The organism is Halotalea alkalilenta DSM 17697 (assembly GCF_000621205.1).
Taxonomy (GTDB): Bacteria; Pseudomonadota; Gammaproteobacteria; order Pseudomonadales; family Halomonadaceae; genus Halotalea; species Halotalea alkalilenta.
On the sequence record NZ_KK211228.1, the window covers coordinates 53,996 to 79,786 of the forward strand.

Here is a 25,791-nt window from a genome sequence, read left to right on the forward strand (position 1 = left end):
TTGACAACCCCTCCACCCAGGGGCGTAATTGCCATGTGACCAGCCGGTCACACGGCGCCTTCCATGCCTTTCCTGGTCGGTCTTGCCGCTATTTTCCAGAGATCTCGCTATGACGATCGGAGTCGCCGCCCGCGGTGCCTGCGCAGGTGCCGCTGTGCGGGCCGCGGTGCTCGGCGCTGAGCTTTTCGGGCGCGGTGCGATAGGAGGATTCGCCGTGTTCGCGGTGCTGGATGAGGCGGGGAGGCTGGATTATCGCGTCACCCAGCGCGGGGGCATCGGGGCGCTGGCGCTGCCGGATGCGTGGATGACGGCGCAGACAGCGGCGGTGATATCCAGTGGTCCGGACCGACCGGAGCCTTTGACCCAGTTCCTCGCCGGTGCGGCGGGGGTGGGCCTGGTCACTGGTCATCGGATACCGAATAGCCTTGGCGACGACGGCGTGGCGTTGAATCAGGCGGTACTCGAGCTTATCGCCTCGGGGGAGGCGCCACAGTCGGCGGTGGACCAAGTGCTCGCGGCGAACGCTGAGCTGGACGCGGGGCTGATCGCGATCGGCGCTGATGGCCGGTTGGGCTGGGGCGACAGCGCGCGGGTGCGGCGGCGCGGCGACCGGGGAAGCTTTCAACGCGACGACGGGACGTGCCGGCTGGCGCTGGCGCACAACTCTATCTTCTCTTCGCAGCCGCTGGCCGAGGCGCTGGGCGAGTTTGCCTGGGCTGCGCTCCACGGCGTGGAAGGGCGGCTGCGTGCGCTGCGTCTGAACGCTGCGGTACCGGTGCGGCTAGGCTCGCGCGATGCGGTCCATATCGATTCGCAGGGGCGGGTCGAGCTGATCGATAGCGCCAACCCGGAGCTTTCGCAGGCGCGGCGCCGGGGCACGGCTATCTACCTCGGCAGCCAAGTGCTGTACCACGGACGGCCGATCGGGCGGGTCGAGACCGAGCTGGTCGCCGAACTCGCCGAGGGTATCGCGACGCCGCTGCCGGGCAGTGTGCCATCCACCTTGTTGATGAGTGTCGCCGATGTCGTCACGTGAACGTACCGAGCGCCAGATCCTCGAGGCGCTCGAGGCGCAGATCCGCGACTGCGGGATGAACGGCGTCGGTATCAATGCGGTAGCCAAGCGCGCCGGGGTGAGCAAGGAGCTGATCTATCGCTACTTCGACGGTATGCCGGGGCTGCTCCTGGCCTGGATGCGCGAGCAGGATTTCTGGACCAGCCGTGGCGACCTGCTCGGCAGCGATGAGTCCAGTGCGCGAACGCCGGCAGCGCTGATCCTCTCCATGCTGCGCGGTCAGGTGGAGGCGCTGGCGAAGAGCGACACCCTGCGCGAGGTGCGACGCTGGGAGCTGGTCGAGCGCAACGAGGTCTCCGCACCGCTGGCCGACCGGCGCGAGCGCGCGGCGCGCTCGTTCATCGACCGGATGGACGGGCTGACCGACGGGGGCGACGTACCGGCGATGGTGGGCATCATGCTGGCGGGCGTGCTCTATCTGATGCTGCGGGCCAAGACCGAGAGCCATTTCCTCGGTGTACCGCTGCGCGGCGAGGAGGGCTGGGCGCGCTATGACGCCGCGTTGGAGCGGCTGATCGGCGCCTTACCGCCGCCGCTGCTGGAGTCGTCGCTGCGCGAGCTCGAAGCGGTGCGTGATGGGCGCGGGGCAGGCGATCGGCCGGCGTGAGCAGAGGCTCGTCGCGGTAGAGGTTTCAAGGCCATTGGTTTCATTCGACCAAAGGCGCCGGAGCACGGCGTCAGGATCAGCAGTCGTCATGCGTTTTCAATAAGGATAACAATCATGCGATCGACAAAGTGGACCTCACCCGCAGTGAAGGGTTGGATACTTACCGCAGCGCTGGGCGGCGCGATGCTCGCCGGCCACGCTGCCCAGGCACAGACGGTGACCGCGGTGATGCAGTCGGGGCTCAGGGTGATGGACCCGATCACCACCACCGCCTTCATGAGCCGTGACCACGGCTACATGATCTACGACACCCTGCTGGGGATGGACGAGCACTTCCAGGTCCGGCCGCAGATGGCCGACTGGCAGGTCAGCGACGACGCGCTGGTCTACACCTTCACCCTGCGCGATGGCTTGCGGTGGCACGATGGCCAGCCGGTCACCGCCGGCGACTGCATCGCCTCGATCAAGCGCTGGGCCTCGGTGGACGCCACCGGCCAGGTGCTGATGACCATGGTGGCGGGGATCGACGCCCTGGACGATCGGCGCTTCGAGGTCCGGCTCGAGGAGCCCACCACCCTGCTGCTCGAGGGCTTGGCCAAGCTGAGCTCGCGACCGGCCTTCATGATGCCCGAGCGCATCGCCGATACCCCGGCCTCGACGCAGATCACCGAGTACATAGGCTCCGGTCCGTTCAAGTTCGTCACCGCCGAGTTCCAGCCCGGGGCCAAGGCGGTCTACGAGAAGAATCCCGACTACGCGCCGCGTGACGAGCCATCGAGCTGGACCGCTGGTGGCAAGGTGGTGAAGGTGGATCGCGTCGAGTGGCTGGCGATGCCCGACCAGATGACCGCGGTCAACGCGCTGCAGAGCGGAGACGTCGACTTCATCCAGCAGGTGCCGTTCGATCTGCTGCCGCTGCTTGAACGGCAGGAGGGGACCAAGGTCGAGGTGCTCGATCGGCTCGGAGCCTGGAGCTACTTCCGCTTCAACCATCTCTACCCGCCGTTCGACGACGCGCGACTGCGACAAGCGGCGATGTATGCGGTGAGCCAGCAGGACGTGCTCGATTCGCTGGTCGGCAATCCCGACTACTATCGCACCTGCGCCGCGGTGTTCGGCTGCGGCAATCCCAACGAGAACGACTATGGCGCCGAGATGGTGATCCCGGCCAACCTCGAGCGGGCGCGCGCGCTGCTGGAGGAGGCCCATTACGATGGCACCCCGGTGGTGCTGCTGCAGCCGACCGATCTCGCCATGCTCGCGCCCCAGCCGGTAGTGATCGCCTCCGCCCTTCGCGCCGCGGGTTTCAACGTCGATATGCGCCCGATGGACTGGCAGAGCGTGGTGATGCAGCAGAGCAACCAGAACCCGCCGGCGCAGGGCGGCTGGAACCTGTTCTCCACCTTCAGCATCCTCGCCACCAGCGGCGATCCGTTCGGCAATACCACCATCGCCGCCAACGGCCGCGAAGCCTGGGCCGGCTGGCCCGACGTGCCGGAGATAGAGGCGCTGCGTCTGGACTATGCCCGCTCCACCGACGCGGCCGAGCGCAAGCAGATCACCGCCGAGATCCAGCGGCTTGCGATCGATCAGGGCGTGGTCGCGCCGCTCGGCCAGTTCCAGATCCCCGCCGCCTACAGCGACCGACTGAGCGACGTGCCTCATGCCCCGGTCACGATATTCTGGGGCATGGGCAAATCGGAAGACTAGGTATCGGACGCCGCCTGATCGATGCCGTCGCCTGCGGGCTCGGCTCAGCCGTCCAGGTGGGGCTGGATCAGCGCTTCGAACCATTCCACGAACACCGTCAGTCGCCGCGAGCGCTGGCGTCGATGCGGGTAGAGCAGCGACGCCGGCATCGAGGGGGCGCGGAAGGCCGGCATCACCTCTACCAGGGATCCCTCGTCGAGCAGGTGCTGCACGTCGAATCGCGGGATCTGGATCAGCCCCAGTCCAGCGCGGCAGCAGGCGATGTAGCTCTCGGCGTTGTTGACGACCACTTGGCTCGACACATCGAGATGGCACGTCTGGCCGGTGTCGGCCAGGTGCTCCCACGGCAGCTCGCGTCCCGTCGTCGCGCAGGCGTAGCCCACCATCAGGTGCCCATCGCGCAATGCCTCGGGATGTTCGGGAGTACCACGTTCGCGCAGGTAGGCGGGGCTGGCGCAGTTGATCAAGGCGACTTGGCCTAGCGTTTTCACTACCAGGCTGCTGTCGCGCAGTGCGCCGATACGCACTGCGCAGTCCACGCCATCGCGGACCAGGTCGATGGCACGATCGGTCGATCCCAGGTCCAGCTTCAGGCGGGGGTAACGGCGTAGCAGGTTGGCCAGCGAGGGGGCGATCAGGCGGCGGGCGATGCGGCTTGGGACGTCGACCTTGAGCCGGCCGTTGACCTGGTGATGGCTTGCCTGGAACAGCTGGTCGATCTCTTCCATCTCGCTCAGCAGCGGACGGATGCGTTCGAGCAGCTGGCTGCCATCGGCGGTCAGCTGCACTCGCCGGGTGGTGCGATGCAGCAGCCGGGTGGCGAGCTGGGCTTCAAGCTGCTGGATCGCGGCGGATACCGAGGCGCGCGGCAGCTCCAGCGCATGCGCTGCCTTGATGAAGCTGCCCATTTCCGCAACCTGGGCGAAGACGCGGTACTGGTCGACTCGATCCATTCGCTCGCTGCTCGATACCCTTTGCCGCGCTCGGCTGCTTGCCCACCACCCCATGCAGCGGTGGTGGGTAGGCCGTCAATATTAGCTGCATCGGCGGCTCCCCGGGCATTCCATAGCCGGCTCACTTGGTGGTATAGCCGCCGTTGATCAGCAGAGTCTGTCCGGTGGTCCACCAGCCGTCGCTGACCAAGTGGCGGATCAGCGGGACGACGTCCTCGATATCGGTCAGCCCGGTCTTGGAGAACGCCGACAGCGCGGCGGCGCTCTTGTGGTAGGCCACTGCGTCGTCGCCCTCGGCCGGATAGAAGAACGGAGTATCCATTGGCCCCGGGCCGACGGCGGTGACCGAGATTCCACGCTCGCCGAACTCCTTGGCCGCCGCCCGGGTGAAGTGCTCCACCGGTGCCTTGGTACCAGCGTAGGCTGCATAGAAGGGCGTGAACGCACCGAGCAGCGAGGTGACCAGGGTCACGATCTTGCCGTGGTCATTGAGCTGCCGGCCCGCTTCTTTGATGAACAGGAACGCCGACTTGGCGTTCACCGCGCTCATCTCATCGTACTCAGCCTCGCTGATGTCGATGATCGGCTTCTTCATCACCTTGCCGACCGTGTTGATCGCGATGTCGGGCCTGCCTACCGCGGCGATGGTATCGGCGAACAGCTTTTCGACCGCGCGCGCCTCGGTCAGATCGGCCTGGAAGGCCACTGCCCTGGTACCCATCGATTCGAGTGCCGCTACCGTGGCATCGGCGTCGGCCTGGGAACCGGCGCTGTGATAGTGGATGGCCACGGCCCCGGCGCCCTGTGCGGCGAGGTCGCGGGCGATCAGCGCGCCGAGGTTCTTCGCCCCGCCAGTGATGAGCGCGACCTTGCCTTTGATCGAATGGTCAGCCATGGAGGATCTCCTTGAAGTCCGGGGTTGAACATTCGAGCTTAGACCGTCGGACTCGCTGGATCAGCGGCGTGAAGCTGGATGGATTGGTCAGAAAACCTGACCAATCGAGCCCGCGGCATCGACGCGCTCGGCGAACTGGTTCTCGATGCCGTAGCCTTCGGGCTCGCTCAGCGGTCCAGTCGATCGCGGCCTGCCTATTGGCGATGCCCGCTCTCCAGCCGGCCGTCGAACAGTTCGCAGAAGGCGCGATAGCGCGCTTCGTGAAGCTCGCGCGTTGCCGGATCGGGTTCGAGTACATGCTCACCAGGGGCAAGGTCGCGGGCGACGGCGAGCAGGTCGCCGCCGTGCGTCGGTGCCATGGCGGCCACGGCCGCTCCCAGCAATACGGGTTCTGGTGCTTCGGAGAGCACCACTCGGCATCCGGTGCCATCGGCATAGAGCTTGCGTAGCAGCGGCGAGCGATTGTGTCCGCCGCTCAGGTGAAGGGTGTCGATCGCATAGCCATAGTGGTTCATGCGTTCGATGATCGCACGGGTGCCGTAAACCAGTGCGGTTGCCGCAGCCCAATACACCTTGATGAAACTCTCCCGCGGTGACTCCAGGGTGAGGCCGACGATGGCGCCGCGCATCTGCGGGTCGGCCAGCGGCGAGCGGTTACCGATGAAGTCCGGGCGCAGGTGAATCTCGGGGGCGGGGTCGCCGCTTTCCAGACGCGCCAGCAGCAGCGCCGAGAGCGCGCCGTGCGGGTCGTTGCCGAACTCGCTGCCGGCGCTGAAGAGCGCAACGATATGATCGAGCAGCGCGCCGGAGAGGCTCTGACCGCCTTCGTTGGCGAAGAAGCCGTCGCACAGCGCGCCGGGATAGGGCCCCCATACGCCCGGTATCTCGCAACGCTTGGGATGGGCGCCGATATGGCAGGTCGAGGTGCCTGCGATGATCGCCAGGCGGTGTGTCGCATCGCGATCGAGGCTGCGTCCCAGGGTGCCCATCGCGCCGGCGTAGGCGTCGATCATACCCACCGCGAACAGGCACTCGGTGGAGAGGCCGAGATCCGCGGCTGCCCGCTCGCTGAGATGGCCCAGCGGTTCGCCCACGGCTGCAGCGTCTTCGCCGAGCCCGGCGCGCTCGACCACGTCGGCCATATCGACACGCGCGAGGAAGTCCTGGTCCCAGCCGTGGTCCGGACGCGGGTCGAAGGTCCATTTGCACGCCAGCATGCATACCGAACGCCGGTCGATCCCGGTGCAGTGATAGCCGAGCCAGTCACCGAGGTCGGCGGCGTAGCCGATCCGTGCGTAGAGCTCCGGCCGCTGGCGTTTGAGCCACATCAGCTTGGGTATCTGCATCTCGGGCGACATCACGCCGCCGAGGTTGTCGAGCGGCGCACCGCCGGTAGCGGTGCACTCGGCCGCCTCGTTGGTCGCGCGATGGTCCATCCATACGATGATGTTCCACATCTCATCGCCCGGGGAAAGCGCCAGCGGCGCGCGCGCTTGATCCAGCAGCACCAGCGAGCAGGTCGCACTCACCGACATACTGGCCACGGCGGCGGGCTCGACGCCCGCTTGTGCCACGGCGCGGCGGGTCGAGTCGCAGATCGCTCGCCAGATGTCGGTGGTGCTCTGTTCGACATGGTGGTCGAAGGGGCGGTGCTGGGCGATCGGCGCCTTGGCTTCGCCGAGCAGTACGCCGCGGTCGTCGAAGACGCCTACGCGGGCGCTGCCGGTGCCGATGTCGACGCTGAGAAAGCAAGTGGATCGGGTCATGTTCGAGCTGCTCACGATCGTTTGAGGAAGGGCATGCGCAGTGTCATGACGACGATCAGAAATGCGCCCCAGACGGCGATGGAGAGATGCTGGCTGGCACCCATCAGGTTCATGCCCGAAGCGATCACCTGAAGGCTCATCAAGCCGAGCACCAGCGGCAATACGCGCCCGAAGCCACCGAACGGGTTGGCGCCGGCAAGGAAGCAGGCGAGCACCGTGATCAGTAGATAGCTCTCGCCGTGGCCCACCCGCACGGAGTTGAAACGCGCCAGCATCACCATGCCGGCGATCGCCGCCAGCAGCCCCGAGATGGTGTAGAGCGTGATCAGTACTCGGCGTACGTCGATGCCTGAATATTCAGTGGCGCGCAGATTGGAGCCGACCATGTGGATCGAAAACCCCGTGCGGGTGAACTGCATGAAATAGGCCAACGCGGCCGCGGCGAGCAGAAAGACCAGTATGGGAACCGGGACGCCCAGTACGCTTCCGCCGCCAATCCATTGAAAGCTTGCCGGCATGCCGGAAATGCCGCCGCCACGGGTGAGGAATTCTCCCAGCCCTTGGAGGAAGATCATCACGCCGAGGGAGACCAGGATCGGGTGCGCGCCGACCCGGGCGACGATGACACCGATCAGAAAACCCGCCGCGGCGCCCACGGCGAGTCCGGCGCCGACGCTGACGACGAGGCCTAGCGCCCCGGCATCCCCGAGCGCGTTCTGCACCAGCCAGGCCGTGGTCAGCCCGGCGATGTTGGCGGTGAAGGTGACCGCCAGATTGAGTCCGCCCGAGATGATCGGCAGCAGCATCGCCAGCGACAGCAGGCCCAGTTCGGGAAGCTGCACGGCCATCGATCGGATGTTGGCGCCGCTCAGAAAGCCCGGCGCCATCAGGGTGAAGAAGCCGAAGCTCGCGGCCAGCAGCAGCGCCATGACGCCGATCTCGAGCGTGTCGGTACTCAGGCGTAGGCGCCGGCGGGCGGATGATGCGATGGTCATGAGCGGGCCTCCCTGGCCATTGCGCGCTGGGGCAGCAGTTTGTCGAGATTGCTACAGGTGATCGCAGCAAGAATGATGAAACCGACGATCATGCGGAAGGCATAGGGCGTCACGCCGAGCAGGTTGAGCCCGTTCTGGACCACGGCGAGCAACAGCACCCCCAGCAGTGCGCCGGTGACGGAACCGCGGCCGCCGCCCAGCGTCGCGCCGCCCAGCACCACGGCGGCGAGAATCGGCAGCTCTTGGCCGATCAGCGCGTTGGGCACGACTTCCTGCACGATGTGCGCCTGCATCAGTCCGGCGACTCCGGCGCACATCCCCAGCCAGCCGTAGGCGAAGGCGTGGATCAGGCCGACCCGGACGCCGGAGCGCCTGGCCGCCTCGGGACTGGAGCCGAAGCCATAGATGGCGCGGCCGAAACCGGTGCGGGTGAGAATGAAGCCGGTGGCCAGGCTGATCACCGCCATCACCGCGACCGGGAGATAGAGCGTGGCGCTACCGCGAGTGGCGGGCAGGTCGATCAGCGGTACCGCGTAATAGAGCCAGTCGGGAACGTCATAGATCGACACGCCGCCGGTGAAGACCATCAGCAGGCCGAAGTAGAGATTGAAGGTGGCGATGGTGACGATGATCGAGACGATGCGAAAACGGTAGATCAGCAAAGCGTTGAACAGTCCGAGCAGGGTGCCTATGGCCATCGAAAGCGCGATGCCGAACAGCCAGTTGCCGCCGCCGATCGAGATGAGCAGCGTCATCACCACGTATTGCACCACCGAGGCCGCAACGGCGAAGGAGATATCGATGCCTCCGGCGATCAGCACGACCACCAGTCCGGCGGCGAAGATCATGTTCACCGATTGGTTGTTGAGCAGGTCGAACAGGTTCTGAACCGTCAGAAAGTTTTCCGTGGTCAGGCTCAGCACGACACCAAGTCCCAGGATGATGAGTGCCAGCACGCCTTCGGTACCGAGGTGAAGCCTACGCATTGATGATCTCCTCGAGTGACTCCTCGGTGGTGTCCGCCGGTGTGAGCTCCTGGCTCACCCGGCCCTCGCGCAGCACGATGACCCGGTCGGCGTTCATCCAGATCTCGCCGGCCTCGTCGGAAATCAGGATGATCGCCATGCCATCGTCGGCCAGCTGCCGGATGATCTCGAAAATGCCGGCCTTGGCGCCGATGTCCACGCCCACGGTCGGGCAATCGAGGATCAGTACTTCGGGTTTGGTCGCCAGCCACTTGGCGATGACCACTCGCTGCTGATTGCCGCCGGAGAGCGACGACACCGCAAGCTCCGCGTCGCTGACTTTCGTTCCCAGGCGGCGAATCCACTCGGCGGTGAGCGCTCGGACCCGCCAAGGGGCGAGAAAGCCTCTGGGCTTTTCCAGTTCGCCGAGCACGGTAACGGCGGTATTCATGTTGATCGACTGGCTTTGCACCAGTCCCAGATTGAGGCGGTCTTCGGAGACATAGGCGATACCGTGGCGGATCGCATCCCGATTGGAGCGTAGCGTCAGCCGCTTGCCGTGCATGCGCATCTCGCCTGCGGTGGGCTGGGTCATTCCGAAGACGACATGTGCGAGTTCCGTGCGCCCAGCGCCGAGCAGCCCGGTGAGGCCGAGGATTTCACCGCGGTTGAGGGTCAGCGAGACATCTTCGAACTCGCCGCGACGGCTCAGGCCGCGGAGCTCCAGCACCGGCTCGCCAGAGGGAGCGGTCTGCCGCGGGACGAGATTCAGCTCCTGCCCCGTCATCAGCTGCGAGAGCCGCGCCTGGGTCATTCCCTCGGTGGGGTAGGTGCCTACCAGCTTACCGTTACGCAGTACGGTGACCCGCTGGCAGACCGCCAGGACCTCGGCCAGACGGTGGCTGACGAAGACGATGGAGATACCCTGGGCGGAGAGCGCTCGGGTGAGGTCGAGCAAGGTGCGCACCTCATTGCGGGTCAGCGAGGCGGTGGGCTCGTCCATGAAAATGATTCGCGCGCCGGCGCGCAGTACGCGGGCGATCGCCACCAGCTGGCGCCGGGCGATGGAGAGCTCCTCGACCCGGGTGTCGGGATCGAGTTGGACCCCGAGGCGTTCGATCACCTCGCGCGCCTGCTGGCGGGCGGCGCGATAGGAAAGCGGGCGCATCGGATTCGCCACGTAATCGTCGAAGACGATGTTCTCGGCCACGCTCAGGTGGGCGAAAAGCGCCAGATCCTGCCAGATCACGTGAATGCCCCGGGCCCTGGCCTCCCGGGGGGTAATGTGGCCGATGGCCGTGTCGTCGCCGAAAGAGAATACCGCTCCCGCCTCGGGCGCATGGACGCCGTTGAGGATCTTGATCAGCGTGCTCTTGCCACAGCCGTTCTCGCCGGCGAGGCAAAGCACCTCGCCGCGACGCAGTTCGAACGAGACGTCGTCCAGCACGCGGCTATGGCCGAAGACTTTACTGACGTGGTCCGCCCGTAATGCGATATCGCCCATCGTTTTCTCCCAGAAAGAAGGCAAGACGAAGAAAAGCCGCGTGCGGCGAGTCAGAGCACGATCGAATCAGAGGCCGAGATCGGCCAGCTCGTCGATCGTCTCCTCGTTCAGCGCCAGCGGCTTCGAGGCGAAGATGGTGTGGCCGTCGAGTTCGATGGTGCCCAGCACCGGCAGGTCGTCGCCGTCGGCGATTTCCCCGCCTTCGTAGAGCCGGTTGCCGAGGGCGACGAATGCCTTGCCGGCTTCCAGCGGATTCCATTGAAAACCGCCGGTGATCACGCCTTCATGGACGAGCCTGCGTCCCTGGCCCGGGGAGAAGAGCCCCATCACTTTGATCTCGCCGGCCATGCCGCGCTCCTTCACCGCGCGAGCGGCACCGATGGTGCCCTGGCTGCCGAAGGACATGATGCCGGCCAGGTCGGAGTGCGCGCGGATCAAATCGAGCGTGGTGTTGCGGCTGTCGTCGACGCTTTCGGCCACGCCGAAACGGTCGGCGGCCTGCCTCATTTCCGGGCAGTGCTCGGAAAGCCAGTTCACGGCCGCATCGGCCCAGGCGTTGTGCGCGGGTACGCTGAGACCGCCGACATAGACTGCGTACGAGCCTTCGCAACCGGTGGTGTCAGCGAGCAGCTTGGCGTGCTCCTCGCCTAGCTGCTGGGCTGAAATCATCTCGAAGTCGTAGTCGACGTTTTCCGATTCCGGACTCTCGTGAGTCAGCACGATGATCCCTTGGTCGCGGGCTTTCTTGAGTACCGGTTCGAGCACCTGGCGGTCGTTGGGTACGACACCGATCACATCGACTCCGCGAGCGATCAAATCCTCGATCGCGCGCACCTGCAAAGCTGGGTCGGCACTGGTCGGGCCGATCATGTAGGCATCGATGCCGAGCGCCTCGCCCTCATCCTTGATGCCCTGTTCCATGGCATTGAACCATGGGATACCACCGACTTTTGCGACCACGGCAACGGTCGGTTTGTCCTGGGCGTGAGCGGTGGCGCCGAACGTTGCGGCGAGTGCGGCGACTATCAAGATCGAGCGTTTCATCCTGTCCCCCTGAGTACCGATGATTGGCGGTGGGCTCCGGCAGCCGACCACGCGTTGATGGTGTTGCACAATCGGTTGTGCATTTTTGTTTTTCTTCTCACCGGGAGGCAATGCTACTTTTGCCTCGTACCCTGAGGAGGTTCTCGTGTCCGACGACAATTCGAAACGGCTGACGATCTACGATCTGGCCCAACTCGCGCAGTCCTCCCCGAGTACCGTCAGCGCTGTGCTGAACGGCACTTGGCAGCAGCGTCGTATCAGTCACAAACTCGCCGATCGCATCCTCGCGCTTGCGCATGCCGAGGGGTACTCGATCAACATGCAGGCGAGGGCGCTGCGGCGAGAGCGCTCGGGTATCGTCGGCATGATCGTGCCGATGTACGACAACCGCTATTTCAGCTCGATCGCCCAGGCTTTCGAAGCCGAAGCGAGGCGTCGCGGCCTGTTCACCATCGTCTCGTGCACCAACCGCGATCCGGAACAAGAGCGCGAAGCGGCGCGAATGATGCTGGCCTATCGGGTGGAGCATCTGGTCTGCACCGGGGCGACGGCGCCCGACGCTATCGCCGAGATGTGCGCCGCCGCCGGCGTTCCCTGTCTGAATCTCGACCTGCCGGGAACTCGGGCACCCTCGGTCATTTCCGCCAACCGTGAAGGAGCGCTCCGGCTGACGCTGGCGATTCTCGATCGCTTGGCAGCCGCAGGAAAGCCGGAGCAACCTGTCCTTTTCATCGGCGGGCGTGGTGAAGACCACAATACTCGGGAGCGAGTCATGGGTTTTCGGCAGGCCAGGCGTTCGCGCGGCCTCGATACGAGCGATACGGACGTGTTGATCTGCGGCTACGAAGCGGACCGCGCGCAGGTGGCGTTCCAGGACTACGTGGAGCGGCTCGGCGGCCCGCCCGGTGCACTGTTCATCAATTCGACGATCTCGCTGGAGGGGATCGTCCGATGGCTTCGCCTGCGAGGTTACGACCTCGATGCCATCGTCCTCGGATGTTTCGACTGGGACCCGCTCGCGGCGGCTTTTCACCCGCGCCTGATGATGGCGCGCCAAGACGTTCCGGCGATGATCGAGCGGGTTTTCGAGTTGATCGATGAGCCGGCCAAGGCCCGCAACCGTCGGGTGGAAGTATTGCCAACGCTGATCGGCGTATGATCCTTCGGCGACCAGGCGCCCAGGTGAATGGCGCAAACTCCCCAGGCATGCCGGCGGTCTGTCGATCCAGCATGCGGCTCGCGCCCGAGGCCGCATGCTGAGACGACCCAAGGACAGTGGATCTTCGCTGGGAAGTCATTATCGTGAGCTATATGGACGCCGATGCCGTCGCGCTCGGCGAACTGGCTCTTCGAATGGCAAGGCCCCTGACAGCAGGAGATCCCCGATGAGCGTCACCTACCTGATCGAGTTCACCGTCAAGCCGATGCAGCGCGAGCGTTTCCTCACCCTGCTCAATGGGGTGCTCGATGCGATGCGTGAGGAGGCGAACTTTCGCAACGCCACCCTCCATCGTGACCCCGAAGACCCCTATCACTTCCTGCTTCACGAGACCTGGGCCGATCACCAGGACGTGCTCGACGTACAGCTCAACCGGCCTTATCGCAGTGAGTGGCACGAGGCGCTGCCCGAGCTGCTGGAGCGGCCGCGTCAGCTATCGATGTGGTCGACGGTGCGGGTCGACCGCGCCTGAGATTCATTCAAGCTGGCGTTCGAGCAGGCATTCGAGCGGGTGCTCAATCGTCGCCCCGGTCATTGAAGACGACCGAACGCTTGTCGCGTTCGTCGACGCTGAGCCTGAATACATCGGGGCGCGCGTAGTGGCCGACCACATCGAGATCGTAACGGGCGCGAACCAGCTCGTCGGTATCGATCTGGGCGGTGATCAGGCCCGGCTGGTCGATCAGCGGACCCGCGAGCACGTCACCGAGGGGCCCTGCGATCAACGAGCCGCCGCGGATCAGCGCACGGTCGGGGTCCCAGCCTTCCACTGTGGTCCCCAGCTCGTTCGGCGAGGGCTGGACCTGGCAGGCGCTGATCACGAAGCAGCGCCCTTCGTGGGCGATATGGCGCATCGAGCACTGCCATATCTCGCGCTCGTCCACCGTCGGCGCGCACCAGATTTGCACGCCCTTGGCGTACATCGCCATGCGCAGCAGCGGCATGTGGTTCTCCCAGCAGATCGCCGCGCCCAGCCGGCCGGCGCGGGAGTCGACCGTCGCCAGCGTCGAGCCATCACCCTGACCCCAGATCAAGCGTTCGGTGCCGGTCGGCATCAGCTTGCGATGCTTGGCGACCAGCCCCCGCTCGGGGTCGAAGAACAGCGCAGTGCAGTAGAGCGTGGCGCCGTCGCGCTCGATCGCGCCGACCACCAGGCTCGCCCCGGTGCGCTGAGAGAGCGCGGCGAGCGTTTCGGTCTCGGTGCCGGGTACGTCGATCGCGTTGGCGTGATAGGCGGCGAACGCTTCGCGTCCTTCCGGCAGCCGGTAGCCGAGCCGGGTGCCGAAGATCTCGCCCTTCGGATAGCCGCCGAGCAGGGCTTCCGGCATCACCACCAGGCTGGCGCCGGCGGCGATGATCTGCGCTTCGAAGGCGAGGATCCGCTGCAGGGTATCCTGCTTGCCTGCGGGGGAGGCGCCGAGCTGAAGGGCGCAGACGATGGTGCGGGACATGGGGGATATCTCGAGGCTGGGAATGCACGGTATTAGAAACGAGCCCCAGCGCTCGATCAATCACCGCTGATCGCCGCACGTCGCCACCCTCCGGCGGAAGGCGCGCTGGCTCAAAGCGGCATTTCGTGCTCGATCCACTCGGTGACCGAGGCATGCACCGGTGCCCAGCCCAGCTCCTCGCGGGCGCGTTTGGCGCGGACGCGGCTGTTGGAACCGAAGGAGTACTGCGCGTGGGCGCGACCCCAGCGCGGTATCGCTTGCTCCACGCTCCATGACTGCACCGGACCCGTGCCCAGGCGCCGGGCGATGGCGGCGCCGATCTCGGCGTAGGAGGCTTCGCCGTTCTCGACGAAGTAGAAAGCGCCGGCCGGGGCCTTCTCCAGCGCCAGCAGATAAAGCTCCGCCACGTCGTCGATATGGACGTTCGACCAGCGGTTGATGCCCTGGCCGACGATCCGGACTATGCCGCTTTCGCGGGCTTGGTCGACCAATGGCGGAATCTGCACGCTGTGCGGATTGAGCCCGCGGCCGGTGCCATAGATCATGGTGTTGCACAGCACCACCGAGCGGATACCGCGATCCTTGGCCGCGAGCACCAGCTGATCGATCGCATGGCGCGGCTGTTTTCCCGGCTCGACGATGAACGGGGTCTGTTCATCGAAGATCCGCTCGGAGAGCTGGTTGCCGGCTACGTCATCGCCGATCATGCTGGAGCCGCTGGTGTGCAGCAGCGGCTTGCCCGAGTCTTCCAGTCCCTCGATCAGCGCCTCGATCGCCGCGCGGTGGTCGCTGTCGGCTGCGTTGATCGCACCGTCAGCGCGCTGGGCTTCGCGTACCAAAAGCTGATGATCGTCTAGGCTGCCGAGCACTGGTTCGATGCCGGCCGCGCGCAGTCGCTCGGCTTTTTCTTCGCTGCGGACCAGTCCGCGGACGCGGTAGCCCGCCTCGATCAGGCGATGGGCGACCGAGCCGCCGATGAAGCCGGTGGCACCGGTGATGAACACGTTCATGGCGTGGACCTCGCTGAATGGGTGGCGCCATCGCCAGTCGCGATGGGGCGTTCGGAGCGAGAAGCGCTCGAAGAGGTAACCGGCGGACCGCCCTCGTCATCGGCGTGATGTCCGGGTCGGCCTCAGAACTCCTCGTAGCTTGCCGGGTCCTGGTCGAAAGTGCGTCCGTCCGGGCTTGCCAGGGTGGCGATCAGCGCCATGTCCTCACTGGACAGTTCGAAGTCGAACAGCGAAAGATTTTCACGCTGTCGCTCGGTGGAGGCGGCCTTGGGCAGGGGAAGCGCGCCGAGCTGGTGGTGCCAGCGCAGGATCACCTGGGGAATGCTCTTGCCGAGGCGTTTTGCGATCGAGCCGATCACTGGGTCCTGGAGCAGTTGGTTGGCGCGCCCGAGCGGACTCCATGACTGGGTGACGATACCGTGTTCCGCGTCCCAGGCGCGCTGCTCGTCCTGCGGGAAATAGGGATGCAGCTCGACCTGGTTGACGCTGGGGGTGACACCGGTTTCATCGATCAGCCGCTGCAGGTGCTCGGGAAGGAAGTTGCATACCCCGATCGAGCGTACGAGACCGCGTTTCTTCACCTCGATCATGGCTTGCCAGGCCTCGACGTAACGATCCTGGCTCGGGTTGGGCCAGTGGATCAGGTAGAGATCGAAGTAGTCCAGCCCGGCGCGGTAGAGCGACTCCTCGACGGTAGTGACCGCCTGGTCGAAGGCGTGATGGCGGCCGGGCAGCTTGGAAACCACCCGCAGCTCGTCACGCGGCACGCCGGCGCGCTTCACCGCCTGACCCACCGCGCCTTCGTTTTCGTAATTGAAGGCGGAATCGAGCAACCGGTAGCCGTTGTGGACCGCTCTGATCATCCCTTCCACGCCCGATGAACCGTTCAGCTGATAGGTGCCGAAGCCGACGGCGGGCAGCGTAGTGCCGTCGTTGAGGGTGATCTGAGGGATGTCTGCTGCGCTCATCTTGGATTCCTCTGCACGTCGATGGATACAGTCTTACCCTTGTTGCTGACGTGCCAGCTTTCAAGTCGAGTCGATGATTTCGCTCGCGCTCGGCTTCACCGCGTGCCTCGGCCGGGCACGCGTCAGCTTCGATCGTAAAGGCGTTTTCTCAGCTGGATCAGTTCCTTGCGCAGCTCATCCAGGTGGAGGCCGCCGCACCCGAGGGTTTGGCCAAGCTCCTCGGGAATGCCCTTGGCCATCGCCTGCAGTTCGCGCCCCTCGTCGGTCAGCGAGATCAGCACCTGGCGCTCATCCTCGCCCGAGCGCCGCCTAACCAGCAGCGCCTGGGCTTCCAAGCGCTTGAGCAGCGGGGTGAGGGTCGCCGAGTTGAGAAACAGCTGCTCGCCGATCTCCGAGACCGTCAGCCCATCGCGCTGCCATAGCACCAGCATGACCAGGTATTGCGAGTAGGTCAGGCCGAGCGGCTCGAGTAGCCGCCGGTAGGCCTTGTTCATGGCCAGCATGGTCGAATGCAGCGCGAAGCAGAACTGCTGGTCCAACTTCAATGTCGAGCTCATCGACGTTCCCTGAATGATGCCGGATCGGGCGTGAATGGCGCTCATGTACCATCGCAGTCTCGGCGCGCGTGGTTTCGAGCGTGTGGTTCTCGTAGGAATGTTGAGGGTTGGTGAGCGGAAATGCAATCCGTGCGATTAGATCGCGTGCTATTTAGTTGTTGAGATTCCCGTGCGCTCGATTCCAGCCGCGTCGGGATCGTGGCGAACGCCGGTGACCTTAGGTGTCCTAAGCCGAAGGGCGACTGAGCAGATAGGCCGAGACTGCGATCAGAATCGCACCGACCGCGAGCACCACCAGCAGGGGAGCGCCGCCGAACCACATCAGTGCCAGGCTCGCCGCCATCGATACCACGGCGATCAGCTTGGCATAGAGGGGAATGGCGCCCCGCTCTCGCCAGTCGCGCAGCAGCGGGCCGAAGGTCGGATGGTGGCGCAGCCAGGCATCGAGGCGGGGCGAACCGCGCTCGAATGCCCAGGCGGCGACCAGCAGAAAGGGAACGGTGGGCATTACCGGCAGGAAGGCGCCGATGATCGCAAGGCCAAGGGCGCACAGGCCGAAGATCTTGTAGCCGAGCGAGGCCAGCCGGTGTTGGCGAACGGAGGGCATGCAATGTCCCATGTCGAAACGAGCGGGCTTGATTCCGCCCCCCACGCTACACCGCTTGCCGCCGTCAGGCGAGACGCTGCGCGAAACGCCCGGCGAGAAAGTCGCTCGCCAGTTGCACACCCTGCTGGGTGATGGTGTGGGCGACGCCGGGCAGCCGATGGCTCTCGACCTCGACCCCGAGCCCACCAAGCCGCTCGGCGGCGCGCTGGCTCTCGATCGCTGGAATCACCGGATCGGCCTCGCCATGGACCAGCAGCAGCGGGGTCGCGAGCGCCGGAGCGAGGGGTTCGGGTGTCGCCAGCCGTCCGGCGAATGCGACCACTGCGCCGACTGGCCAGCGCCCGGAGGCGACGGCGTCCAGCGCCATGATCGATCCTTGGGAGAAACCGATCAGCGCGACCTGGTCGAGCCTTGAGGCGAGACCGTGGGACTCGATCAGCCCACCGACGATCCGGTCGAAGTCGCCGCGCGCTCGTTCGACCCGAAGCGCCCGGTCGCGCTCGGTGACGCCGTCGAGGCTGAACCATTGATATCCCGGGCCGTGGCCGAACGGCTGCGACGCGTTCGGGCTTTCGCTGGCGGTATCCGGCAGCGCCCGGGCGAGCAGCTCACCGAAGGGGGCGAGATCGCGCCCGTCGCTGCCGACGCCGTGCAGGCAGATGATCAGTCGTTGGCTCATGTTCTCTCCCGCTTGGGTTCGATGAAGTCGAGCTCGGGTCCAAGCGGCACGATGCCGTTGGGGTTGAGCGCCTTGATCGAATAGTAGCCGCGCTTGATATGGTCGATGTCGACGGTCTCGCTGACGCCGGGTACCCGATAGACCCGCTCGAGATAGGCGCTGAGCCTGGGATAGTCGGCAATCCGCTTGAGATTGCACTTGAACAGACCGTGGTAGGCGGCGTCGAAGCGCACCAGGGTGACGAACAGGCGCACGTCGCTCTCGGTCAGCCGCTCGCCGAACAGGAACGCAGACGTATCCGCCAGCTTGGACTCGATGGTGTCGAGGGCATCGAACACGCCGGCGCAGGCCTCTTCATAGGCGCCCTGAGTAGTGGCGAAGCCGGCACGGTAGACGCCGTTGTTGAACCGCGGATAGAGCCAGTCGTTGAACTCATCGATACGTTTGCGCAGCGCCTGCGGATAGAGGTCGAGACCGTCGTCCGCGAGAGCGCCGAAGCCATCGTTGAGCATCCGCAGGATGTCGCTGGATTCGTTGTTGACGATCGTCTGGCGCTGCTTGTCCCACAGCACCGGGACCGTCGCGCGTCCGGTGTAGCGAGCATCGGCTCGAGTGTAGAGCGTATGCAGGTGGCTCGCGCCGGTGACCGGGTCAGGGGAGGCGAAGTGCCAGCCCTGGTCGGTCAGTTCGGGTTCGACGATGGTCACCGGCAGGATCGCCTCGAGCCCCTTGAGCTTGCGCGCGATCAAGGTCCGCGATGCCCAAGGGCAGATCAGCGCGGCATAGAGATGATAGCGCCCCGGCTCGGCGGCGAAGCCGCCCTCTCCGGTGGGGCCCGGCGCGCCGTCCGGGGTGATCCAATGGCGAAAGCCCGAGACCTGGCGAACGAAGCCACCTTTCTCGTCGGTGGCTTGGACCGGATGCCAGTCCCGGGTCCACTTTCCATCCACTAGCATGTCCATTCTCCTCTGGGCTGAGCTTGGCCTCTCGGGGCGGCTCAGCGGCTGTTCGTGACCAGGGCGATCTCGTTGCCCCACGGGTCGAGCAGGGTCTGCTCAGGCGCGACCCGCTCCAGTGCTTCAGGCGTTGCGGCCATCACGATCTCGCTGAGACCGGTCGACGGCAGCGTGCGGCTCGGTGCGCCGCGGCTGTTCCAGACGTTGGTGGCGATATGGTGATGGTAGCCACCGGTCGAGAAGAAGCTGCCACCCGGATAGCGGCAGGTCAGCTCGAAGCCCAGCCGCTGGATGTAGAAATCCTCGGCGGTGGCGATGTCGCCGACCTGGAGATGGACGTGGCCGACGATGGTGCCGATCGGAGCGCCGCGCCATTCGCCAGTGGCGCTGGCGAGCAGGCCTTCCAGATCGAGCGCTTCTGTCGTCATTTCCACCAGGCCGTCTTTCCAATGCCAGCTCGAGCGCGGCCGGTCGGTGTAGATTTCGATGCCATTGCCTTCCGGGTCCTGCAGGTAGATCGCTTCGCTGACCAGGTGGTCGGACGCGCCGCTCACCGCTATGCGTTGATCGATCGCGCGCTGGGCCCAGGCGCCAAGGTCGGCCCGGTTCGGCAGCAGGAAGGCGGTATGGAACAGCCCCGCTTCGCGTGGTGACCAGCGCCGCGCCGCACGATCCTCGCGCAGGTGCAGCAGCGTACGGTTTCCGGCACCGAGCCAGTGCTCGGTGCCATCGCCCTTCAGAAGCTCGAGTCCGACTACCTGCTGGTAATACTCACTGACCTTGTCGAGGTCGTTGACCACCAGCGTGACTCGTTCGATTGCAAGAGGCGCTTGGGATACATCGCTCATCGTTTCTCTCCAGGGTCAGTGTTCGGGGTATTAGCGTGCTTTACCGAACGGAGTGGGGCGCAGCGCGTGGGCACCGTCGCCAGCCAGGGCCACTGCGATTAGACCGATGATCCACAGTGCGGGGAATTCCCAGCCGCCGCCCGTATTGGTGAAGAAGAAGCCTGCCGCGCCGTGGACGGTGAAGATCGACCCGAGCAGTACCGGGATCACCGCCAGCGCGGCGAGACGCGGCCAGACGCCGAGGATCAGTGCCAGGGCGCCTGCGATCTCCCACACGATGGTGACGTAGGCGAGCGACGCCGGCAGGCCGAGCGAGGCGAAGTAGCCAGCGGTGCCGGCCGGGGTGAAGACGAACAGCTTGAGCCCGGCATGGGCCAGGAACAGGATGCCGAGCGCCAAGCGAAGCAGCAGAACGGCATAGGGGGCAGTGCGTGAATCGATCATTTTAGTGTCCTCGATGAAGTATGGGGTGGCGATGCGCCGCCTCATCGAGGACAAGATTGTTCCTTTTCTTTTTTCGACACTATCCGTTGCATTGGAAGATGATAATTTCTTGTATAGAAATTATCCGCTACCAACCGCGATCCCACTCCGGGGGATCGGGAAAGCGTTCGACCAGGAAGTCGATCAGCACCCGTACTTTCGAGGCCAAGTGACGGCCCGGCGGATAGAGCGCGAAAAGGCCGTGCGGTGGGCCTTCGTGCTCAGCCAGCAGCGGTGTCACCCGATGGTCGCGCAGCGCCGCCCCGGCGATGAAGCTTGGCACCCTGGCGATGCCGAGACCATATTCGGCCGCGCGCAGGCTCGCTTCGGCGTTGGAGAAACGCAGCCGGCCTTTGACCGCCACCGTCATCGGCGCGCCTTCGAGACGGAAGCGCCAAGCGTAGGGATCGCGAAAGTTGGTGTCGATGATGCAGTCGTGATCGGCCAGCTCGGCGGGCATCACCGGCGTGCCGTGGGTCTTGAGATAGTCCGGGGAAGCCACCACCACGACGCGCGCGGTGCAGAGTCGGCGTGCGATCAGGCTGCTGTCCGCCGGGGTACCGATCCGCAGCGTCGCGTCGAAGCCTTCGTCCACCAGGCTGACCACGCGGTCTGAGAAGTTCACCTCGAGCTGGATCTCGGGATAGGTGAGGGCGAACTCATTGAGCACCGAGGTGAGCTGGACCACGCCGAACGAGAGCGGGGCGGAGATCCTTAGCCTGCCGGAGGGCGTGGCCGCGGCGTTCTTCACCGAGGCGTCGAGGTCGTCGAATTCCTCGAGCAGCGCGCGAATCCGCTCGAAGTAGGCCTGGCCGACCTCGGTGGGGGAGAGCGCACGGGTGGTACGCTTGATCAGTTGCACACCGAGCTCGCTTTCAAGCCGCGAGATCAGTTTCGACGCCTTGGCCGAGCTGATCCCGAGTCGCTCCGCCGCCTTGGAGAAGCTGCCGGTCTCGAGCACGGCGACCAGCATGCGGTCGCATTCCAGTCGCTCCATCAGCGTGCTCCTCTCAGCGCCGCTCTTCGAGAGCCATGCGCACCGCGAGCCCTCCCAGTACGCCTGCCATCAGGTAGCGCTGGAATGCTCGCCAGCCCGGGCGCGCGACGAGAAAGCTCGCGATCGACCCCGCCAGCAGTACGATCAGCGCATTGACCGTGAGACTGACCGCGATCTGCACGCCGCCGAGCGCAAGCGACTGCGCCAGCACGCTGCCGTGCTCCGGGGTGATGAACTGGGGCAGCAAGGCGAGATACAGCACCGCCACCTTCGGATTCAGCAGGTTGGTCAAAAGTCCCATGATGAAAAGCCGGGCGGGACGCTCGCGAGGAAGCTCGACCACCTCGAAGGGTGAGCGTCCACGCGGACGGAGCGCCTGGTAGGCGAGATAGAGCAAGTAGAGCGCGCCGCCGATGCGCAGTACATCATAGGCATAGGGGACGGCGAACAGCAGTGCGGTGAGCCCGAGTACCGCGCTGAGCAGGTAGAAAGCGAAACCCAATGCTACGCCGCCGAGCGATATCAGCCCCGCGCGACGGCCTTGGCAGATCGATCGGGATATCAGGTAGATCATGTTCGGTCCTGGCGTCAGGACCATTCCCAGCGCGATCAGCGTGAAGGTGAACAGCATGGTGGGATCCGGCATGTCGGCATCTCGGCGCGAAGGGAGAGGGCTTCGACTGTATCAGCAGTCGCGTCGCCAAGGCAGGGGCGTGAACGCGGATTTCGCGCTGTCGCTTCAGCTAAAGATTCCGCCGCGTCCGGCTAGCCAGCCCGACCATGAATTTGTTAGATTGATCCGGACTCGCCTGCACCGGGCGAGCTGACCGGATTCATCTCCATGGCCACTCACGCGCAGCTCGATCTTGCCAAGTCTTCGGCGTTCATCGCTGAGGTAGCGCGCTGCGTGGCGAATCCTCCCCCCGTTTCATCCGTCGCGCCTCCCGGCGTGGTTGCCGTCGCGCCGCCGTGCGCGATCGTGCTGGGCTGATTCTCTCGCCCGTTCAAACGCTCCCGCTGTTCGCCAGTCTCGCCATCAAGGCCTGGACCGCGTCGCGCCCTTGAGGGCTGCGGGAGTTCGTTCGATCATTGACGGATGAACCGATCATGACTGCTTATTCTTTCTCTCGCTCGGCGTGGGCCGCTCGCGGTGCCATGGCGTCTTTCGTGCTGCTGTGGGGCAGTGCGGCAATCTTCACTCACTGGGGACTCGAGCACGCCTCCGCGCTGGTCCTGCTGATCCTGCGCTTCGTTCTCGCACTCTTCGCGCTCGGCCTGATGTGCCTCAAACGGCGTGCCTGGTTACCGCCCAAGGGCCTGCGCCTGCGCGTTGCGATCGTCGGTGCGATGCTGGTCGGCGGCTACTCGATCTGCTACTTCCAGGCGATGGCCGAGGGAGTTACCCCTGGCATACTCGCCACCTTGCTCGGGGTGCAGCCGATCCTCACCCTGCTGGCGATGGAGCGGCGATTCTCCCCGCGGCGCCTGGGTGGGCTGCTGGTAGCGCTTGGCGGTCTTGCGCTGGTGGTGCTGGGAGGGACGAGCGAGGCGAGACTGCCATGGACCGGCACGCTGTTCGCCCTCGGTGCGCTGGGCTGCATGAGCCTTGGCGCAATCCTGCAAAAGGGTATCGATCTATCACCGCTCGAGGTGTTGCCGCTGCAGTACCTAGTCGGGCTGGCGCTCTGCCTGCTCGCGCTGCCGCTGCAGCCCGTGCGGCTCGAATTGACCCTCGGGCTGGTGGTGCCGCTACTGTGGTTGGGGCTTGCGATCTCGGTCGCCGCGCAGCTCTTGTTCTACCGGATGATTCGCAGCGGCGACCTGGTCGACGTCACCAGCCTGTTCTACCTGGTGCCGGTGGTGACAGCGGCGCTCGACTACTGGCTGCTCGGCCACCCGCTCTCGGCTTCGAGCCTGGTGGGCCTGGCGGCGATCCTGTTCGGGTTGATACTGGTGTTTCGGCGCGGTCGGCAAAAGAGGTAGGGGATTGAAAAGAAAATGCCCCCGCGTGTGATGCGGGGGCATATACGCTGCGCTTGCCAACGGCTGATCGACCGTCGCCGCGGGATCAAATCTCTGCGTTGTGATAGACGTTCTGGACGTCGTCGAGGTCGTTGAGCATGTCGAGCAGTTTTTCGAACATCGCCACGTCGTCGCCTTCGATCCTGGTGGTGGTCTGCGGCACGAACTGGATCTCCTCGACCTCGAAGTCGAGCTCGCCGAAGGCGTCGGTCAACGCCTGCTTCGCCTTGAAGAACTCGGTGGTCGGTGCGAATACGGTGATCCGGCCGTCCTCCTCCTCGATGTCGGTGACGTCGACATCGGCCATCATCAAGGCTTCGAGCACTGCCTCCTCTTCATGGCCATTGAAGGCGAAGATCGCGCAGTGGTCGAACATATGGCTGACCGTGCCCTGGGTGCCAAGCTTGCTCTTGGTCTTGGTGAAGCAGCCGCGCACGTCGCCGAAGGTGCGGTTCGGATTGTCGGTCAGGCACTCGACGATCACCATGCAGTTGCCTGGACCGAAGCCCTCGTAGCGCGCTGGGGAGAAGTCCTCGCCGCCGGCGCCCTTGGCTTTGTCGATCGCCTTTTCGATCACGTGCGACGGAACCTGATCCTTCTTCGCTCGATCGATCAGGCTGCGCAGCGACAGATTGCCGGCCGGATCTACGCCCCCCTGCTTGGCGCAGACGTAGATCTCGCGACCGTACTTGCTGTAGACCTTGGTCTTCGCCGCGGCCGTCTTGGCCATCGATTCCTTACGGTTCTGGAAAGCCCTTCCCATGTCATCGTCCCAAGAGATTGTCAACGAGGGGCGATTCTACTCGACCCTGCGTGGCGGTGGCAGGCCTATCGCATCACGCTTTTGCCTACGCTCATTTGACTTTCATATGAGGCGGATAGCGAGCTTGCAATGCCAGGCCGCGACGCCGGCGGCTATGCTTTGGTCATCGACCGATGGCCCAGGAGAGGAGATCACCATGTCAGAAGGCAACCACGGCGCACCGAACGACGGCGCGGATATCGATCAAGCGGCGATAGAGCTTGCGAGCCAGGTGTTCGACGCCGCCCGGCGCGGTGACGTCGAGCGGCTGAAAGCGTGGTTCGCGCAGGGGCTGCCGCCCAACCTGAGCAACCACAAGGGCGACAGCCTTCTGATGCTGGCGAGCTACCACGGTCAGCTCGAAGCGGTGAAGCTGCTGCTCGAACGGGGCGCCGATCCGGACCGGCACAACGACAATGGCCAGAACCCGCTCGCCGGGGCTGCGTTCAAGGGCAATCGAGCGATGGCCGAGCTGCTGCTCGATGCCGGCGCCGGGGTCGACGCCGCTGCGCCGGATGGCAAGACCGCGCTGATGTTCGCGGCGATGTTCGATCATCTCGACCTGGTCGAGCTGCTGCTCGCCCGCGGCGCCGATCCTTCGGCGCGTGAGTCCCGCGGCATGACCGCCGGTGAGCTCGCTCGCGCGATGGGGGCTGAGAATGCCGCCGCTCGGTTGGACGCCCCAGCGTGAGGCCAGGGTGAGCCACTCCTTTGCGAGGTGTGAAATGAGCCGGAGCGATTCGCCGAACACGCCGGAAGGGGTTGCCCGTTACGTCGTCCATCACCATGCCGCCAGCCATGATCACTACGATCTGCGCCTGGAGCTCGACGGGGTGCTCAAGAGCTGGGCACTGCCCAAGGGGCCGAGCCTGTCGCCGGGGGAGAAGCGTCTGGCGATCGAAGTCGCTGACCACGCACTCGACTATGCCGGGTTCGAAGGGGTGATTCCCAGGGGCCGCTATGGCGCTGGCACGGTGATGCTGTGGGACCGGGGCCATTGGTGGGCGACGCGTCCACCGACCCGGGACCAGCTCGACATCGAGCTGCGTGGCGAGAAGCTTCACGGCGCCTGGACGCTCAAGCGGATGGGCGGCAAGCGCAATGCCGACGGCAAGCAGTGGCTGATGATTCGCCGGCACGGTGATGACCAAGCGCTGCTCGCACCCGAGGACCGCAGCGTGCTCAGCGGTCGCAGCATGGGCGAGATCGCCGAGCAGGACGCAAAGAGGAGTGAGCCGGACCTCTTCGCGGACGATGACAGTGCCTAGCGGCGCTGGGGATCGGAGGTTGGCGGCAGGGAGTGGTTCGACTGCCGTCTTCCCTCGCCGGCTATCCGAGCATCCAGAGCGAGCGCAGCGAGTCGAGGGAAACGAACGTTCTTGCAAGACACCATGGAGGCCCGAGTCGAACCACGGCCCCATCGCCGCCGTTTGATCCCTCGACTGGCGCCCCTCATTGCCGAGCGGGTACTCGATCTTGGCGCGGACGGCGCCGCTCGGGACGAACGGGTGTATCCGTCCGTTCGTGGTGAGCCGGGCCTCCGCCGACTTGGGCCAATCTTGCAAGACACCATGGAGGCCCGAGTCGAACCACGGCCTCACCGCCGCCGCTCGATCCCTCGACTGGCGCCCCCCATTGCCGAGTGGATGCGCGACCTTGGCGCGGACGGCGCCGCTCG

Annotated in this window: 27 protein-coding genes; 8 read left to right on the forward strand and 19 right to left on the reverse strand. The window is 65.3% G+C overall.

The features are described 5' to 3' along the window. Positions 1-109 precede the first annotated feature (109 nt). From Q376_RS0112995 to Q376_RS0113005, 3 genes are all read left to right on the forward strand, one after another. Positions 110-1,036: a DUF6963 family protein gene (locus Q376_RS0112995; protein ID WP_027350664.1), complete on the forward strand. Its 927-nt coding sequence runs from the start codon at positions 110-112 to the stop codon at positions 1,034-1,036. Continuing rightward, the gene (locus Q376_RS0113000; protein WP_027350665.1) at positions 1,023-1,682 is read left to right on the forward strand and encodes a TetR/AcrR family transcriptional regulator; all 660 of its coding nucleotides are present in this window, start codon (positions 1,023-1,025) and stop codon (positions 1,680-1,682) included. The genes Q376_RS0112995 and Q376_RS0113000 overlap by 14 nt, the downstream gene beginning before the upstream one ends. A 114-nt stretch (positions 1,683-1,796) precedes the next feature. Then, entirely contained in the window at positions 1,797-3,392 is a 1,596-nt protein-coding gene (locus Q376_RS0113005; protein WP_027350666.1) for an ABC transporter substrate-binding protein, read from the forward strand. A gap of 44 nt (positions 3,393-3,436) precedes the next feature. On the opposite strand, the gene Q376_RS0113010 is transcribed toward Q376_RS0113005, so the two are convergent. The 7 genes from Q376_RS0113010 to Q376_RS0113040 form a co-directional block, all read right to left on the reverse strand. Continuing rightward, positions 3,437-4,345 carry a LysR family transcriptional regulator gene (locus Q376_RS0113010; RefSeq protein WP_027350667.1) on the reverse strand — a complete coding sequence of 303 codons (909 nt, stop codon included), beginning with the start codon at positions 4,343-4,345 and terminating at the stop codon, positions 3,437-3,439. A 121-nt stretch (positions 4,346-4,466) separates the two neighbouring features. Further along, complete coding sequence (locus tag Q376_RS0113015) at positions 4,467-5,240, reverse strand: SDR family oxidoreductase (protein WP_027350668.1); 774 nt, start codon at positions 5,238-5,240, stop codon at positions 4,467-4,469. 194 nt (positions 5,241-5,434) lie between these two features. Further along, a complete protein-coding gene (locus Q376_RS0113020; protein WP_027350669.1) occupies positions 5,435-7,006 on the reverse strand; it encodes an FGGY-family carbohydrate kinase in 1,572 nt (523 codons plus the stop codon). A gap of 11 nt (positions 7,007-7,017) precedes the next feature. Next, positions 7,018-8,001 (reverse strand): ABC transporter permease, encoded by a 984-nt coding sequence (locus tag Q376_RS0113025; RefSeq protein WP_052365243.1) that lies wholly within the window; start codon positions 7,999-8,001, stop codon positions 7,018-7,020. Next, on the reverse strand, positions 7,998-8,987 hold the full coding sequence (locus Q376_RS0113030) for an ABC transporter permease (RefSeq protein WP_027350671.1): 990 nt from the start codon (positions 8,985-8,987) through the stop codon (positions 7,998-8,000). The genes Q376_RS0113025 and Q376_RS0113030 overlap by 4 nt, the downstream gene beginning before the upstream one ends. After that, a complete protein-coding gene (locus tag Q376_RS0113035; RefSeq protein ID WP_027350672.1) occupies positions 8,980-10,470 on the reverse strand; it encodes a sugar ABC transporter ATP-binding protein in 1,491 nt (496 codons plus the stop codon). Before Q376_RS0113035 ends, Q376_RS0113030 begins: the two co-directional genes overlap by 8 nt. Before the next feature lie 66 nt (positions 10,471-10,536). After that, on the reverse strand, positions 10,537-11,514 hold the full coding sequence (locus tag Q376_RS0113040; RefSeq protein WP_027350673.1) for a substrate-binding domain-containing protein: 978 nt from the start codon (positions 11,512-11,514) through the stop codon (positions 10,537-10,539). An 85-nt stretch (positions 11,515-11,599) separates the two neighbouring features. Between Q376_RS0113040 and Q376_RS0113045 the strand changes: the two genes are divergently transcribed. Together Q376_RS0113045 and Q376_RS0113050 are read left to right on the forward strand one after the other, a co-directional pair. Further along, the gene (locus Q376_RS0113045; protein ID WP_211266670.1) at positions 11,600-12,673 is read left to right on the forward strand and encodes a substrate-binding domain-containing protein; all 1,074 of its coding nucleotides are present in this window, start codon (positions 11,600-11,602) and stop codon (positions 12,671-12,673) included. A 226-nt stretch (positions 12,674-12,899) separates the two neighbouring features. Continuing rightward, a complete protein-coding gene (locus Q376_RS0113050) occupies positions 12,900-13,205 on the forward strand; it encodes a putative quinol monooxygenase (RefSeq protein WP_027350675.1) in 306 nt (101 codons plus the stop codon). 43 nt (positions 13,206-13,248) lie between these two features. On the opposite strand, the gene Q376_RS0113055 is transcribed toward Q376_RS0113050, so the two are convergent. The 11 genes from Q376_RS0113055 to Q376_RS0113105 all read right to left on the reverse strand — a co-directional run bounded on the left by Q376_RS0113055 (position 13,249) and on the right by Q376_RS0113105 (position 21,935). Continuing rightward, a complete protein-coding gene (locus Q376_RS0113055) occupies positions 13,249-14,184 on the reverse strand; it encodes a carbon-nitrogen hydrolase family protein (protein WP_027350676.1) in 936 nt (311 codons plus the stop codon). Between the two features lie 110 nt (positions 14,185-14,294). Beyond that, positions 14,295-15,194, reverse strand: a complete 900-nt coding sequence (locus tag Q376_RS0113060; RefSeq protein WP_027350677.1) for an NAD-dependent epimerase/dehydratase family protein — start codon at positions 15,192-15,194, stop codon at positions 14,295-14,297. A gap of 122 nt (positions 15,195-15,316) precedes the next feature. Further along, on the reverse strand, positions 15,317-16,162 hold the full coding sequence (locus Q376_RS0113065) for an aldo/keto reductase (protein WP_027350678.1): 846 nt from the start codon (positions 16,160-16,162) through the stop codon (positions 15,317-15,319). A 122-nt stretch (positions 16,163-16,284) separates the two neighbouring features. Next, on the reverse strand, positions 16,285-16,719 hold the full coding sequence (locus Q376_RS0113070) for a MarR family winged helix-turn-helix transcriptional regulator (protein WP_155834350.1): 435 nt from the start codon (positions 16,717-16,719) through the stop codon (positions 16,285-16,287). A gap of 226 nt (positions 16,720-16,945) precedes the next feature. Further along, on the reverse strand, positions 16,946-17,326 hold the full coding sequence (locus Q376_RS0113075; RefSeq protein WP_052365244.1) for a YbaN family protein: 381 nt from the start codon (positions 17,324-17,326) through the stop codon (positions 16,946-16,948). A gap of 64 nt (positions 17,327-17,390) precedes the next feature. After that, on the reverse strand, positions 17,391-18,005 hold the full coding sequence (locus Q376_RS0113080; RefSeq protein ID WP_027350681.1) for an alpha/beta hydrolase: 615 nt from the start codon (positions 18,003-18,005) through the stop codon (positions 17,391-17,393). Next, positions 18,002-18,961 (reverse strand): glutathione S-transferase C-terminal domain-containing protein, encoded by a 960-nt coding sequence (locus tag Q376_RS0113085; RefSeq protein WP_081803547.1) that lies wholly within the window; start codon positions 18,959-18,961, stop codon positions 18,002-18,004. Before Q376_RS0113085 ends, Q376_RS0113080 begins: the two co-directional genes overlap by 4 nt. 41 nt (positions 18,962-19,002) lie before the next feature. Further along, positions 19,003-19,809 carry a VOC family protein gene (locus tag Q376_RS0113090; protein WP_027350683.1) on the reverse strand — a complete coding sequence of 269 codons (807 nt, stop codon included), beginning with the start codon at positions 19,807-19,809 and terminating at the stop codon, positions 19,003-19,005. A 30-nt stretch (positions 19,810-19,839) separates the two neighbouring features. Continuing rightward, the gene (locus Q376_RS0113095) at positions 19,840-20,253 is read right to left on the reverse strand and encodes a DoxX family protein (protein WP_027350684.1); all 414 of its coding nucleotides are present in this window, start codon (positions 20,251-20,253) and stop codon (positions 19,840-19,842) included. Positions 20,254-20,380: 127 nt separating this feature from the next. Further along, on the reverse strand, positions 20,381-21,289 hold the full coding sequence (locus Q376_RS0113100; RefSeq protein WP_027350685.1) for a LysR family transcriptional regulator: 909 nt from the start codon (positions 21,287-21,289) through the stop codon (positions 20,381-20,383). A 13-nt stretch (positions 21,290-21,302) separates the two neighbouring features. Beyond that, positions 21,303-21,935, reverse strand: a complete 633-nt coding sequence (locus tag Q376_RS0113105; RefSeq protein WP_027350686.1) for a LysE family translocator — start codon at positions 21,933-21,935, stop codon at positions 21,303-21,305. 461 nt (positions 21,936-22,396) lie between these two features. Here Q376_RS0113105 and Q376_RS0113110 point away from each other — a divergent pair, with 461 nt between their 5' ends. Continuing rightward, on the forward strand, positions 22,397-23,272 hold the full coding sequence (locus Q376_RS0113110) for a DMT family transporter (protein ID WP_027350687.1): 876 nt from the start codon (positions 22,397-22,399) through the stop codon (positions 23,270-23,272). Positions 23,273-23,357: 85 nt separating this feature from the next. Here Q376_RS0113110 and Q376_RS0113115 read toward each other — a convergent pair whose 3' ends face one another. Next, on the reverse strand, positions 23,358-24,074 hold the full coding sequence (locus Q376_RS0113115; RefSeq protein WP_027350688.1) for a YebC/PmpR family DNA-binding transcriptional regulator: 717 nt from the start codon (positions 24,072-24,074) through the stop codon (positions 23,358-23,360). Positions 24,075-24,270: 196 nt separating this feature from the next. On the opposite strand from Q376_RS0113115, the gene Q376_RS0113120 reads away from it, so the two are divergent. After that, a complete protein-coding gene (locus tag Q376_RS0113120) occupies positions 24,271-24,804 on the forward strand; it encodes an ankyrin repeat domain-containing protein (protein WP_027350689.1) in 534 nt (177 codons plus the stop codon). Positions 24,805-24,838: 34 nt separating this feature from the next. Next, positions 24,839-25,381, forward strand: a complete 543-nt coding sequence (locus Q376_RS0113125; RefSeq protein ID WP_027350690.1) for a DNA polymerase ligase N-terminal domain-containing protein — start codon at positions 24,839-24,841, stop codon at positions 25,379-25,381. Positions 25,382-25,791 lie beyond the last annotated feature (410 nt).

Coding starts and splice junctions, on each gene's coding strand:
- Q376_RS0112995 (WP_027350664.1), top strand. CDS start 110: ATGACGATCGGAGTCGCCGCCCGCGGTGCCTGCGCAGGTGCCGCTGTG.
- Q376_RS0113000 (WP_027350665.1), top strand. CDS start 1,023: ATGTCGTCACGTGAACGTACCGAGCGCCAGATCCTCGAGGCGCTCGAG.
- Q376_RS0113005 (WP_027350666.1), top strand. CDS start 1,797: ATGCGATCGACAAAGTGGACCTCACCCGCAGTGAAGGGTTGGATACTT.
- Q376_RS0113010 (WP_027350667.1), bottom strand. CDS start 4,345: ATGGATCGAGTCGACCAGTACCGCGTCTTCGCCCAGGTTGCGGAAATG.
- Q376_RS0113015 (WP_027350668.1), bottom strand. CDS start 5,240: ATGGCTGACCATTCGATCAAAGGCAAGGTCGCGCTCATCACTGGCGGG.
- Q376_RS0113020 (WP_027350669.1), bottom strand. CDS start 7,006: ATGACCCGATCCACTTGCTTTCTCAGCGTCGACATCGGCACCGGCAGC.
- Q376_RS0113025 (WP_052365243.1), bottom strand. CDS start 8,001: ATGACCATCGCATCATCCGCCCGCCGGCGCCTACGCCTGAGTACCGAC.
- Q376_RS0113030 (WP_027350671.1), bottom strand. CDS start 8,987: ATGCGTAGGCTTCACCTCGGTACCGAAGGCGTGCTGGCACTCATCATC.
- Q376_RS0113035 (WP_027350672.1), bottom strand. CDS start 10,470: ATGGGCGATATCGCATTACGGGCGGACCACGTCAGTAAAGTCTTCGGC.
- Q376_RS0113040 (WP_027350673.1), bottom strand. CDS start 11,514: ATGAAACGCTCGATCTTGATAGTCGCCGCACTCGCCGCAACGTTCGGC.
- Q376_RS0113050 (WP_027350675.1), top strand. CDS start 12,900: ATGAGCGTCACCTACCTGATCGAGTTCACCGTCAAGCCGATGCAGCGC.
- Q376_RS0113055 (WP_027350676.1), bottom strand. CDS start 14,184: ATGTCCCGCACCATCGTCTGCGCCCTTCAGCTCGGCGCCTCCCCCGCA.
- Q376_RS0113060 (WP_027350677.1), bottom strand. CDS start 15,194: ATGAACGTGTTCATCACCGGTGCCACCGGCTTCATCGGCGGCTCGGTC.
- Q376_RS0113065 (WP_027350678.1), bottom strand. CDS start 16,162: ATGAGCGCAGCAGACATCCCTCAGATCACCCTCAACGACGGCACTACG.
- Q376_RS0113070 (WP_155834350.1), bottom strand. CDS start 16,719: ATGAGCTCGACATTGAAGTTGGACCAGCAGTTCTGCTTCGCGCTGCAT.
- Q376_RS0113075 (WP_052365244.1), bottom strand. CDS start 17,326: ATGCCCTCCGTTCGCCAACACCGGCTGGCCTCGCTCGGCTACAAGATC.
- Q376_RS0113080 (WP_027350681.1), bottom strand. CDS start 18,005: ATGAGCCAACGACTGATCATCTGCCTGCACGGCGTCGGCAGCGACGGG.
- Q376_RS0113085 (WP_081803547.1), bottom strand. CDS start 18,961: ATGCTAGTGGATGGAAAGTGGACCCGGGACTGGCATCCGGTCCAAGCC.
- Q376_RS0113090 (WP_027350683.1), bottom strand. CDS start 19,809: ATGAGCGATGTATCCCAAGCGCCTCTTGCAATCGAACGAGTCACGCTG.
- Q376_RS0113095 (WP_027350684.1), bottom strand. CDS start 20,253: ATGATCGATTCACGCACTGCCCCCTATGCCGTTCTGCTGCTTCGCTTG.
- Q376_RS0113100 (WP_027350685.1), bottom strand. CDS start 21,289: ATGGAGCGACTGGAATGCGACCGCATGCTGGTCGCCGTGCTCGAGACC.
- Q376_RS0113105 (WP_027350686.1), bottom strand. CDS start 21,935: ATGCCGGATCCCACCATGCTGTTCACCTTCACGCTGATCGCGCTGGGA.
- Q376_RS0113110 (WP_027350687.1), top strand. CDS start 22,397: ATGACTGCTTATTCTTTCTCTCGCTCGGCGTGGGCCGCTCGCGGTGCC.
- Q376_RS0113115 (WP_027350688.1), bottom strand. CDS start 24,074: ATGGGAAGGGCTTTCCAGAACCGTAAGGAATCGATGGCCAAGACGGCC.
- Q376_RS0113120 (WP_027350689.1), top strand. CDS start 24,271: ATGTCAGAAGGCAACCACGGCGCACCGAACGACGGCGCGGATATCGAT.
- Q376_RS0113125 (WP_027350690.1), top strand. CDS start 24,839: ATGAGCCGGAGCGATTCGCCGAACACGCCGGAAGGGGTTGCCCGTTAC.